The sequence below is a fragment of the Paenibacillus silagei genome (assembly GCF_017874735.1).
GTDB classification, from domain to species: domain Bacteria; phylum Bacillota; class Bacilli; order Paenibacillales; family Paenibacillaceae; genus Paenibacillus_AQ; species Paenibacillus_AQ silagei.
On the sequence record NZ_JAGGLV010000021.1, the window covers coordinates 131013 to 142617 of the forward strand.

The window sequence follows — 11605 nt, forward strand, 5'->3', positions numbered from 1 at the left end:
GGTTTTTTGAACCATCGAGATAAAAGATATAAATCATTTCTTCTCCACTTTCAGTAAATTACCGTTCTTATCATATGTATATTGGATTGTTGATCCGTCTGGCAGGATAGTACGCAGAAGCTGGCCTGCTGCATTATACTCATGCTGAAGTTGATTAAAATCCGTACTGACTGCAACGCGTACAAAACCTGCTTCCCGGCCGCTTCCCTTAATGATCAAGTCCCCTCTTCCGTCGCCACTCACATCGCTGAACCATAAATCATCACTATCAATCATTCTACTGCCAGAGTTCCAGGTCCAGTAAGGATAGCCACTTCCAGTACTCAAGGATGCATACAACCAGCCATCGTTATATCCCACATTTTTACCAACCGATATCATATCGGCCTTACCATCGCCATTAATATCTGTGAACCACATGGTTCCGCTGTCGTCGATCATTCGTTTGCCGCTGTTCCATGTCCAGTAGGCATAGCCTGCTCCATTACTTAATGAGACGAACACATATCCAGCATTGGCTGTGCCAGGCTGACCTTTGGAGATCATATCGGCTTTGCCGTCTCCATTGACATCAGCAAACCACTGAACATCGTTGTCATTAACCATTCGTACCCCCGATGTCCAGGTCCATGGATTATAACCGCTCCCGGTGCTTAAAGAGACATACATCTGACCAGCATTGATTGCGCCCGGATGCCCTTTTGCGATCAAATCTGCTTTACCATCGCCATTCACATCTGCAAAACAAGCTGTATCTAGGGGATTGAGCATTTTGATTGAGGACGTCCAGGTCCAAGGCTGATAACCCGAACCCGTGCTTAATGACACGTATATGTATCCCTCATTCCAGGCACCTGCCTGTCCGACTGAGATTAGATCTGCCCTGCCATCTCCGTTGACATCCTCAATCCATAATGGACTATGATCATCAAGCATCCGAATGCCAGAGTTCCAGGTCCAAGGCTGGTAGCCGTTCCCAGTACTCAAAGAAACGTACACAACCCCCGCATTCCACGCCCCTGGTTCCCCTTTAGTGATAAGATCTGCCTTACCATCCCCGTTCACATCAGCGAACCACATCGAGCTATGGTCATCGATCATACGGGTGCCGGAATTCCACGTCCATGGCTGAAATCCAGTTCCGGTGCTTAAAGCAACATAGACAACTCCAGCATTCCACGCCCCTGCCTCACCTTTGGAGATCAGATCCTTCTTGCCATCCCCGTTCACATCCTCGAACCACATTTGACTATTGTCATCGATCATACGGCTAGTTGTGCTCCAGCTCCATGGGTGGTAACCAATATGTTTATTTAGATTGGTGGTTCCGGCTGCAGAAGAAATTGTACTGATACTACTTGAACAAAGTATAGTGATGATGGCCAGAAAAAAATTTTTGTATTTTTTGAAATTCATGTTAGTTTTAAGTCCTTTCTTTAATTGATTGACTTCCTCACTCATCATAATTTACCGCTCCGCACATTTAAACGGTTGTATTTTGTCGAAATAAAACTTATATTGTCGATTGCGTACTGTTTTAGTCACATTATCAGAATGGAGACTTCTTTAATTTACAGAGATTGCCGAAAAGGCTATAATCCTCTAAGAATTTATTTAGGGGGATTAAGAGGAATGGGTGTAATCGTAAATAAATATTGTTCAAAATTTATTATGTTTGTGTTGGGAATGCTTCTTTTTTTGATATGGGACAACGACGTGTCTTTAGCAGTTCAGTATAATTACAAAGGTTCTACGGGACAGCTCAGCAGTGTGACTTATGATGATGGAACGGTCATTATTTATAAACATGACATGAATGGTAATCTCACCTCTAAAAGCAAACTTAAAACACCTGTAGTTCAAGCACCCGCAGAAGCGACTTTATTAGATAGCTCCTATGAGGTATACGCCTATGGGGTTAAAAAGGAAGCCAAAAACGTTACCTTTCCTACTTGGACGGCTTTTAATGGTAATGATGACTTAGCTTCTCCCTGGGTAGCCGGTGAAAAAGTTTCGGATGGTATTTGGAAAGCTGTCGTTCCTTTTAGCAAGCATAATCAGGAGTCTGGATTGTACTACAATGATGTCTGGGTTGATGGTGTATATTTTGGAGGAACCACTACAGTTGTAAAAAGAAATAAGGTTACACTTCCAGATAAGGTGAATTTTAAGGATGGAGCCTATGATATTATCGTTGAAGGAGTAAGTGAAGCAATAACTAATATGACCTTCTACACTTGGACTGAAGCCAATGGTCAGGATGATTTGAAGCAAAATAAAGGGCAGAAAGTATCGCCAGGAGTATGGAAAATGACGGTTCCGTTAAGTGATCATTTTTTCGAGACAGGTATATATACTACCCATATCTATACAACTGACTTATACGGAAATAGCACTGGAATCGGTGTTCAGACTCAAGTCCATTCCTCTGTAATTGCTCCCTCTGAGGTATATCTATTGGATAGTTCGTATGAAGTCTACGCCTATGGAGTCAAAAAGGACGCCAAAAATGTTTCCTTCCCCACTTGGACGGCTTTCAATGGTAATGACGATCTAGCCTCTCCTTGGGTAGCCGGTGAGAAAGTCTCCGATGGCATTTGGAAAGCTGTCGTTCCTTTGAACAAGCATAATAATGAGTCCGGGTTGTACTATAACGATGTCTGGGTTGATGGTGTGTATTTTGGAGGGATTACCACCATTGTTAAAACCAATACGATTATCATTCCAGATACAGTTAGCTCAAGGGCTGGTTCATACGAAATAACAATAAAAAACGTACGTGAAGATATTTCTAAACTTACCTTCTATACTTGGACCGAGTTACATGGTCAAGATGATATAAAACAAAGCGGAGGACAAAAAGTATCACCAGGAACATGGAAGATTACCATTCCTCTCAGTGATCACAATTACGAGACTGGCACTTATATAACTCACATCTATACCACTGACCCATTTGGAAATAGCTCTGGAATAGGTGTTAAAACCATTGTAATCAAATGATATTCTCATCTGAGCAGCCATTGGATAAACAGCACTTACTACCAACCACAAACAACCCCGCAGCAGATTTCACATCTGCTGCGGGGTTCTTCCATACAAGTCAACCCGCCACTTACGTCCAGCCTACTCCGTGCGGCCCCGAAGCAAAGCGATCGCTGCCAGCAGGAAGGAGACCAGCGAGATGCCGAGGGTAATGTAAACCATCGGCGAGGTGCCGGTGCTGGCGCCTTCCTTCTCCACAATGGCCTGATGCTCGTCCATGGTCATGGTGCCGCTGCCGGACATGTCTGCGGCACCGTGGCCGTGGCCGCCATCGGCGCTGCCGGAGGCTTCAGCGATGGCGGTGATGGAATGCGGGGATTCCGAGCCGGGTTCGCCGGACCATTGCACCAGGCTGCCATCGGCATAGTGTTGATAGGCATCCCAGGCGATATTGCCTGCGGAGTCGGGGTTCTTGGCCGTGAAGTAGAAGCGCTGGAACTGTCCGGCCTGAATTCCGCCATCCTTGGCAATCCAGCTCACTTTATTCCCCTCAACCGTTACCTCCCAGCCGGGAGTGGCTTCATATTGCTTGAATTCCGCGCCTGCCGGCATCCGCAGATCCACCTGCACGGTGGCGCTTTCTTTTTCAGACGGCACTTTCAGGGTATACGTCTCCCAGGCCCCCGTGCTGGACTGGGCTGGACTAACGGTTACGTGGGCACTCGCCACGGCTGCGAACAACAGTAGTGCGGCGGCTGCCGGTGCGGCCAATGCTGCTATTTTGCGAAACATTCTATTCAATGAAATCTCCCCTATTCTCTAATAATGGATATTGGGCCTGTCTACGCTATCTTAAGCTCTATCTCTTCCCCGGAAAATCCCGCTCCCGCGAAGCCAACCCCTGCTCCAGGGCGTACCTTGTGAGCTGCGTGCGGTTCTGAAGCTGAAGCTTCTGCAGAATGTTCTTCAGGTGATTCTTAACCGTATGCTCGGAGATCCCGAGGGTGGCGGCAATCTCCTTATTGGTAGACCCGGAGGATACACAGCCCAGTATCTCCTTCTCCCGAGCCGTTAATGCCTCCCGCTCCTCCTTGACAGAGGTGACGGCGAACTCCTTCAGAATCTGGAACGCCAGCTCCCGGCTCAGCGGAACCTCTTCGCTTACAATCGCCAGCAAATATTCGATCCAGGTAGACGGAGCCAGGTTCTTCAGGAGATACCCCTGCGCTCCCTGCTTCAGCGCTTCGAACAGATAAGAGATCTCATCCGACACGGTGACGATCACAATCCGGACATACGGATATTCCAGCTTAATGCGCCGCGTGGTCTCCAGACCGTCCATTCCCGGCATTTCGATATCGATCAGGATCAGGTCGGGCATCCATTGCCCGGTCCAGACGATCGCCTCCGCTCCGCTGGCCACCGCACCGATCACTTCAAACCGTTCATCCAGCCCCACAATCTCGGTCATCGCTTCGCGTGCATGCGCATGGTCATCGACGATCAGCACCCGGCAGCGTTCCATCCTGCGCACCCCCTTTTACAATTTCTACAGTGGTTCCGTCCGCTCCTGAGTGAAGCCTAAGCGCCCAGCCCATACTGCGGGACCGTTCCCTCATAATCTGCAGGCCATAGCTGCCGCTCACCGCAAAAGGATCATCATGCTCAATCCCCGCACCGTCATCTGCAACGGTTACACGCCAGCCGTGCTCATTCCCTTGACCTGATACGGACACCCTGCCCGCACGTGTGTGCTTACGCACATTAATAATCGCTTCACGAATGCAGGACAACAGCTCTGCCTGTTCCGCCGCTGTCAGCGCCCGCTCTTCCAGATGCCAGTCCAGCGATACCTCGATCATGACTTCTCCGGCTATTGCCGCCAGCTGCTCATGGATAGAACGCTCCAGCGAGAAGCTCTCCGCGCCGCTCAACGGCACCTTCAAATTGGCAATGGCCTGACGTACATAACGGTTAACCTCGTGAACGGTCTTCTTGATCTGATCCACACTGTCCGCGCTGATGCCGCCATCCTTGCGGCCGTGCTCCAGCCGGTCGATCCGTACAGAGAGCAGGAACAGGGACTGGGCCATGCCGTCATGCAGCTCTTTTGCCAGTGCCTCCCGTGCTTCCATCGCTCCGGTTGCCGCCCGCTCCTGCTCCAGCTCCCGCTGATTGCGCTCCATGAGGCGAAAGAGCGGCAGCAGCAGAATAATACTGAAGAGAAATACCAATACAGGTGTTAAGAAGTTGCCTGTGTCCATAGAGATGTACGGCATCAGGAACTGATGTCTCACCCACTCCCAGATACCCACCATGACCGTTGGAATCAGCAGAATAAGCACTTTAATTCGGGTATACGTCACAGTTCCCTCCCTAATTTCTGTTCGTTATTTTACCATTTCCGGGTGATCTCCGGCATGACTCTTTCGGGCTATACCCGTCCACATATGTTACAGAATTAAGTATTTAAAATATTAAATAAGAAGCACTAAAGAAATTAACAAAAAGCAAAAGAAACGGAGGGGAAATTTGGAACTGTAGGAGCGGTAGCGACCGCCTTTTTCACCGGATTTCCACCGCGAGCAGCGGAATAAATCAAGAAATCTGGGGACAACAGCGGCCGGAAGTCCAAATGTTCACCGCAGTGACGATGAAGCTTCAAGTTCAAAAATCTTAAGTGTTTCTTATATAGTCGTCCTATCATAACAGTTAGCGAAACAATATCCGATAGGTTACACTAGGAATGACATTTAATCAAGAATACATTCATACTGACACTACAGGAGAGATATTGAAATGAAACGGATTACGATTCTAATCGCCGACGATGATCCCGAGATTGCCGATCTGATCGGACTGCATTTGGAAAAAGAAGGCTACCACCCCATAAAGGTTACAAACGGCCCGGCAGCAGTGCAGGTCATCCAGTCCAGGCATATCGACCTGGCGATTCTGGATATTATGATGCCCGGGCTGGACGGGTATGAGGTGACCCGGCAGATCCGGGAGCAGCATGGGCTGCCGATTATTTTTGTGAGCGCGAAGACTTCGGATCTGGATAAAATCACCGGACTTGTCATCGGCGCCGACGATTATATGACCAAGCCCTTCAATCCCATGGAGCTAGTAGCCAGAGTGAATGCGCAGCTCAGACGTTCCATGAAGCTGAACCAGCCGGTTACCGAGCAGAAGGCCGTGGTGGAAGCCGGGGGACTGATTGTTGATCCGGACCGCCGTTCCGTAACCTTATACGGACATCCCGTGGAGCTGACGCCGAAGGAATTCGATATCCTGTATTTGCTCGCCAGCTACCCGAAGAAAGTATTCAGCGCCGAGCAGCTTTTTCAGCAAATCTGGGGTGAGGCTTATTATGAAGGCGGGAACACCGTGATGGTCCATATCCGCACCCTGCGCAAAAAGCTCGGCGAAGACCAGAATAAAAATACATGGATCAAAACGATCTGGGGAGTAGGGTACACGTTCAATGGCTAAACTTGTCCGCAGCTTCCGCTTCAAAATGATATCGCTGCTGGTACTCAGCATGATTTGCTCCGGTGCTATTACCTTTGTACTCTACAAAAGCCTGCAAATGTATTATACCTCTCAGGTGAAGTATGAAGACAAGCTGACCCGCTTCCGTTATCTGATTGCCGATTTCGGCGACCTGAATTTCTTCCTGATCTTCTTCATCCCGCTGGCGCTGCTGTTCTTCTTCCTGTTCACCAAGCCGTACGCCCGCTATTTCAAAGAAATCTCGCACCATATCCGCCTGCTGGCTAACGGGGATTTCAAAAGCCGGATTCAAATTAATTCTAACGATGAGTTCGAGGATATCGCCGCTGATCTTAACCAGGCCAAAGACAAACTCGAAGAAGCGGTGGAACGCGGGGACTTCGCGGAGAACAGCAAGGACAAGCTGGTGCTGAATCTGGCTCATGATCTGCGGACTCCGCTGACCTCTGTGCTCGGCTACCTGGATCTGGTGCTGAAGGACGGGGAGTTAACCGCTGAACAAGTGAAACATTACACCACGATTGCCTACACCAAATCACAGCGGCTGGAAAAGCTGATCGACGAGCTATTCGAGATTACCCGTATGAACTACGGCATGCTTACCGTGGAGCAGCGCCCCCTGGATCTGAGCGAGCTGCTGGTCCAGCTGAACGAGGAATTGTATCCTCTGCTGGAGAACAACGGGCTGACTGCCCGCACCCAGGTCACTCCGCAGCTCAAAATTACCGGAGACGGGGAACTGCTGGCCCGGGTGTTCGAGAACCTGCTGACCAATGCGGTGCGTTACGGCAAAGACGGCCGTTATGTCGATGTCCGCTGCTATCCGGAGGGTGAGACCATCGTTGTCCAGGTCATGAACTACGGAGATAGGATTCCGGCAGAGGACCTGCCTTTTCTGTTCGATATGTTCTATACAGGTGACCGGGCACGGACCCATCAGGAAGGCAGTACCGGGCTGGGATTGTTCATTGCCAAAAATATCGTCGAGCAGCATCAGGGGACGATCTCCGTACAGAGTGACACGATCCGCACGCTCTTCGAGGTCCGTCTGCCGGGTCTGATCCACTAGTCTGATCCAGCTATAGCAGTGTTGCCGTCCTTTTAGAAGGACGGTTTTTTCATTTGGCATCTCAACCGCGCGTTTCAGGTGGAAACGGCTTTAGTTTTATCTTTTAAGAAAAACTTTATCTTTCCCCCACTTCTATTTAAACACACTCCTCTATGCTTAAGTCATTGAAACAAGGAGGACGAGAACATGAAGAAATGGTTATTGTTAATTGTGATTGCCTTGCTGATCGGGTATGAGTGGATGTCCAGGGATAAAGAGGATGCCAAGGCAGACCTGAATATTAAGACGGTACGAGTCTCTGCAGATAATGGTTCGAAGACTCTGACAGTGATCCCGAAGGGCCAAATTTATCAGGGGAACCTGCTGCTGGTCAACAAGGATTACCCCGTTCACGATACAGGAGTCAGCCAGGACATCGTCCGTCTGCTCGATCATGAGGAGCTGACTTCCGGCTACCTGCTGCTGGATCACAAAACGCTGCTCTCCAGGCAAGTCGCGGAGAAATTCACAGAGATGGTACATGCTGCAGCCGGGGAGGACATCAACAGCTTCCTGATCAGCAGCGGATATAGGGACAATGACAAGCAGCAGCAGCTATACGATGAAAGAGGGGCCGACTACGCTCTTCCACCCGGATACAGCGAGCATAACCTGGGCTTGTCGCTAGACATCGGCTCCTCCCAAATGGCCATGAGCCATGCCCCTGAAGGGCAGTGGCTGCGTGAGCATGCATGGGATTACGGCTTCATTCTGCGCTATCCTGAGGATAAAACAGACATCACCGGCATCAAGTATGAGCCCTGGCATTTCCGTTATGTAGGAATTCCGCACAGTGTGATTATGCGCGACAAGAACTTCACGCTTGAAGAATATCTTGAATTCCTAAAGGAGCAGAAGTCGATTGCCACTACCGTTAACGGGGTTGAATATCAGATCTCCTATATCGAAATTAACGGGAACACTCCTGTTCCTACCCCTGACGCCCAGCACGTTGAGTTCTCCGGCGACAATATGAACGGTGTGATTATGACGGTCTATCCTTAACGACTAACCCATATAACAGTACAATCTACAGAAAGCGGTGATGTAAAATGAATCAGGCACACAAGCAGACAAAGTACGGTTTGCAGGTACTGTTTACCGTCTACGTGTATATTTTGTTTAAAATCATTTTGTTCAAATTCGGGTCGATGGATCTCCCGTTTCTATGGCAGCAACTTCAGCACGGAGCTGGAAACATAGCCGCCAGTCTGCAGACTGGAAATCTGGTTCCGTTGGCCACCTTATCCAATACCTATCACCATATCAGCACTAGCACCGTCGTTAATTTCTTGGGAAATATCGCCTTGTTTATCCCTTATGGCATCTTCCTGGTGCTGCTCAACCCGAATGGAAAAGGCAGCGGCTCCTTCACCGGTGTCCTGCTGTGGTCCTTCGCGTTAAGCGCGGTGCTGGAATGCTCGCAAGCCGTCTTCTATATTGGAACGTTTGATGTGGATGATCTGCTGTTGAACACCTTCGGCGGGATACTGGGATACATGCTGATCCGTCCGATGATGACGATCTATATGTCAGGCAGACAAGGCTCCTCCGTCACCCAGAAGTAACGGGGAGCCCTGCTGTCCGTTCGCCCTGCTCACAAGGGAGAGATATAGCGGCCATATTCGATGGCTAGCTCTGTGAAGCCATTGCCTTCCTGCTTCAGGAAAAAGCTGTTCACACCCTCCGCTCCCCACCAGTTCAGCCCAAGCAGTAGTCCCTCTGCCGATTGTGCCGCGAATAGCAGGGAGAACATCTGCGGGTTCACCTCACCGCCGTCATCGACACGCCAGACTGAATATTCATTATCCGTAATCTCCGCAGGATAGTCCTTGAAGCTTAGATTCCCGTCTTCCTCCAGCACAAGGCTAAACAGCATATCCTTATCTTGTCTTACAAATTGCACCAGATAGAGCTGTCTGTCCGGGCCAAGCCCGGCCAGCTTCCAGGCTGCCTGGATCTTCCGCCCTTTGGCAGTTTCTACACTCTTACGAAGCGGATCACCTGCTGCAAGCTGCGGGCCTGCCGGGTCAGCGGGCTGAAGCTCCAGCAAGGCTGCCTGCGGAAAGACCGCAGAATCAACCAGAACATAGGTCTCATCCCGCATCGCTGCGTCACCCTCTACCTTGAACAGATACCCGGACAGATTCGGAATATTATTCGCCAGCTCCCGTCCGTTGTTGTTCTCGTTACCCGTCTGCCATTTCTCCAGCTTCACAGCCAGCACCTGGCCTCCGTTCCCGATGGCAGTGTTCAGGGACTTCATCTGCTCCCCGGCGCCCTCCTCTTCCCTGGTGACCATGATATGACTCCCGGTCTCACTCGCGAATCCGAAGACTGGCTGCAGCTTGGCAGGGTCGAGCAAGGCAGCCGGGGCTGGACAAGCCGTAGCTGACGATGATGCTGTCGGAACCGCACTTGGCGGGCTATCCGTCTGCTGAGCAGCTGGCGATGGACTGCCGGTAGACGGCCCGGCCGATGCTGCTGCACTGCTGGCAGCGTCATTGCTATTCGTTCGGGCACACCCGGTCAGGCTAAAGACTATGGCTGCTGCAAAAATAAGACTTCCGGCCGCTCTTACCCCGTGCCGGAAACTGTGCTTCGCTTGATTCATAACGGTCCTCCAATATGATTTAGTCGAAAATCCCCATGCTGAGGTAACGTTCTCCGGTATCCGGCGCGATACATAACACCCGCTTGCCCCGTCCCAGGCGCCGTGACTCCTGCAAGGCCGTCCAGACTGCGGCTCCTCCGGAAGGTCCGAGCAGAATCCCCTCGGTACGGGCCAGTTCTCTTACCATCTCCAAGGCATCCTCATCGGATACCTGCACGATCTCATCGTAAATGCCGGTATTCAGAATTGCCGGCACGAAGCCAGGGCTGGTCCCCACCAGCTTATGGGGCCCTGGCTGGCCGCCGGACAGCACCGGCGAACCCTGCGGCTCCACGACAACCACCCGCAGCTCCGGCAATCGTGCGCGCAGCGTCTCTCCGGTTCCGGTAATGGTGCCGCCTGTCCCGGAAGTGGCAACGAAGACATCCAGCCGCCCCTCCATCTGCTCCAGAATCTCCGGCGCGGTGGTGGTGCGGTGAATGTCCGGGTTCGCCTGATTCTCGAATTGCTGCGGGATGAAGCTGCCGGGGATCTCCCGTCCCAGCTCCACCGCCTTGGCAATCGCGCCGGGCATCCGCTCCGCCGCCGGAGTCAGCACCACCTCTGCCCCGTAGGCCTTCAGGATATTGATCCGTTCCTTCGTCATATTATCCGGCATGATCAGGATCGCCTTATACCCCTTCGCTGCCGCGTTCATTGCCAGCCCAATCCCGGTATTCCCGCTGGTCGGCTCGATAATCGTCCCGCCCGGCCGTAGCCGTCCGTCCAGCTCCGCCTGCCGGATCAGATTATAAGCCGCCCGGTCCTTGACGCTGCCGCTGGGATTGAACATCTCCAGCTTCACATACAGCTCCGCGTCCTCCGGTCCGGTTACCCGGTTCAAGCGTACAACCGGCGTGCCGCCAATCAGCTCTGTAATATTATTGACTACCCGCTTCGTCATGGGTGTGCCTCCTTTGTTTCGGTCCTTGTCCTATGCACGATATAACACCCATTGTATAGTTACGGGATAGCATTTGTCGATTTTAAAGAATTGCAGCCACGATCGGTCCTGTGACTTGCAGTGTTGTACATTGTGCAGGATTTCCAGCCGCCGAGTAGCTCTGATCCCCGATTGTTGCACATTTTGCAGGAATAATCAGCAGATCGGGAAGTCTGAGTCCACATTGTTGTAATTTGTGCAGGATTTCCTTTTTGGGTGCTATGAAGAGACTGATTTGTTGCAAAAGATGCATGATTTCCTATGGCCGGGCGGGATGAGAAAGCAAAAAAAACGCCTCCCGGACACACGAGGCTCCTGAAAAACTAGCCGTTCTTAGAAAAAGTAAAAAAACGTATCAAAAAGACGACGCTATTCGGTCCTCCGAATGGACGTCGTCTTT

General features: G+C 50.8%; 11 protein-coding genes. 5 read left to right on the forward strand and 6 right to left on the reverse strand.

Translation table 11 applies throughout. The features are described 5' to 3' along the window. Positions 1–33 precede the first annotated feature (33 nt). Positions 34–1464, reverse strand: a complete 1431-nt coding sequence (locus J2Z70_RS25280) for an FG-GAP-like repeat-containing protein (RefSeq protein WP_209877776.1) — start codon at positions 1462–1464, stop codon at positions 34–36. Between the two features lie 168 nt (positions 1465–1632). Here J2Z70_RS25280 and J2Z70_RS25285 point away from each other — a divergent pair, with 168 nt between their 5' ends. Further along, positions 1633–3003: a GBS Bsp-like repeat-containing protein gene (locus J2Z70_RS25285; protein WP_209877777.1), complete on the forward strand. Its 1371-nt coding sequence runs from the start codon at positions 1633–1635 to the stop codon at positions 3001–3003. A 123-nt stretch (positions 3004–3126) separates the two neighbouring features. Here J2Z70_RS25285 and J2Z70_RS25290 read toward each other — a convergent pair whose 3' ends face one another. The 3 genes from J2Z70_RS25290 to J2Z70_RS25300 form a co-directional block, all read right to left on the reverse strand. After that, the gene (locus J2Z70_RS25290; RefSeq protein ID WP_209877803.1) at positions 3127–3777 is read right to left on the reverse strand and encodes a DUF1775 domain-containing protein; all 651 of its coding nucleotides are present in this window, start codon (positions 3775–3777) and stop codon (positions 3127–3129) included. A 67-nt stretch (positions 3778–3844) separates the two neighbouring features. Then, positions 3845–4510: a response regulator gene (locus tag J2Z70_RS25295; protein WP_209877779.1), complete on the reverse strand. Its 666-nt coding sequence runs from the start codon at positions 4508–4510 to the stop codon at positions 3845–3847. After that, positions 4479–5351, reverse strand: coding sequence for a sensor histidine kinase (locus tag J2Z70_RS25300; RefSeq protein ID WP_209877781.1), 873 nt, complete (start codon positions 5349–5351; stop codon positions 4479–4481). Before J2Z70_RS25300 ends, J2Z70_RS25295 begins: the two co-directional genes overlap by 32 nt. 433 nt (positions 5352–5784) lie before the next feature. Between J2Z70_RS25300 and J2Z70_RS25305 the strand changes: the two genes are divergently transcribed. From J2Z70_RS25305 to J2Z70_RS25320, 4 genes are all read left to right on the forward strand, one after another. Beyond that, complete coding sequence (locus J2Z70_RS25305) at positions 5785–6480, forward strand: response regulator transcription factor (RefSeq protein ID WP_209877783.1); 696 nt, start codon at positions 5785–5787, stop codon at positions 6478–6480. After that, a complete protein-coding gene (locus J2Z70_RS25310; RefSeq protein WP_209877785.1) occupies positions 6473–7570 on the forward strand; it encodes a sensor histidine kinase in 1098 nt (365 codons plus the stop codon). Before J2Z70_RS25305 ends, J2Z70_RS25310 begins: the two co-directional genes overlap by 8 nt. Positions 7571–7756: 186 nt before the next feature. Further along, positions 7757–8614 carry a M15 family metallopeptidase gene (locus J2Z70_RS25315; protein WP_209877787.1) on the forward strand — a complete coding sequence of 286 codons (858 nt, stop codon included), beginning with the start codon at positions 7757–7759 and terminating at the stop codon, positions 8612–8614. 47 nt (positions 8615–8661) lie between these two features. Beyond that, a complete protein-coding gene (locus J2Z70_RS25320) occupies positions 8662–9177 on the forward strand; it encodes a VanZ family protein (RefSeq protein ID WP_281068268.1) in 516 nt (171 codons plus the stop codon). 29 nt (positions 9178–9206) lie between these two features. On the opposite strand, the gene J2Z70_RS25325 is transcribed toward J2Z70_RS25320, so the two are convergent. Both J2Z70_RS25325 and cysK read right to left on the reverse strand, forming a co-directional pair. After that, positions 9207–10223: a hypothetical protein gene (locus J2Z70_RS25325; protein WP_209877791.1), complete on the reverse strand. Its 1017-nt coding sequence runs from the start codon at positions 10221–10223 to the stop codon at positions 9207–9209. Between the two features lie 19 nt (positions 10224–10242). Then, positions 10243–11166 carry a cysteine synthase A gene (gene cysK, locus J2Z70_RS25330; protein ID WP_209877793.1) on the reverse strand — a complete coding sequence of 308 codons (924 nt, stop codon included), beginning with the start codon at positions 11164–11166 and terminating at the stop codon, positions 10243–10245. Between the last annotated feature and the right edge of the window lie 439 nt (positions 11167–11605).

Bases quoted from the DNA above. Each gene is read 5' to 3' on its own strand.
- J2Z70_RS25280 (WP_209877776.1), bottom strand. From the start codon at position 1,464: ATGATGAGTGAGGAAGTCAATCAATTAAAGAAAGGACTTAAAACTAAC.
- J2Z70_RS25285 (WP_209877777.1), top strand. From the start codon at position 1,633: ATGGGTGTAATCGTAAATAAATATTGTTCAAAATTTATTATGTTTGTG.
- J2Z70_RS25290 (WP_209877803.1), bottom strand. From the start codon at position 3,777: ATGTTTCGCAAAATAGCAGCATTGGCCGCACCGGCAGCCGCCGCACTA.
- J2Z70_RS25295 (WP_209877779.1), bottom strand. From the start codon at position 4,510: ATGGAACGCTGCCGGGTGCTGATCGTCGATGACCATGCGCATGCACGC.
- J2Z70_RS25305 (WP_209877783.1), top strand. From the start codon at position 5,785: ATGAAACGGATTACGATTCTAATCGCCGACGATGATCCCGAGATTGCC.
- J2Z70_RS25310 (WP_209877785.1), top strand. From the start codon at position 6,473: ATGGCTAAACTTGTCCGCAGCTTCCGCTTCAAAATGATATCGCTGCTG.
- J2Z70_RS25315 (WP_209877787.1), top strand. From the start codon at position 7,757: ATGAAGAAATGGTTATTGTTAATTGTGATTGCCTTGCTGATCGGGTAT.
- J2Z70_RS25320 (WP_281068268.1), top strand. From the start codon at position 8,662: ATGAATCAGGCACACAAGCAGACAAAGTACGGTTTGCAGGTACTGTTT.
- J2Z70_RS25325 (WP_209877791.1), bottom strand. From the start codon at position 10,223: ATGAATCAAGCGAAGCACAGTTTCCGGCACGGGGTAAGAGCGGCCGGA.
- cysK (WP_209877793.1), bottom strand. From the start codon at position 11,166: ATGACGAAGCGGGTAGTCAATAATATTACAGAGCTGATTGGCGGCACG.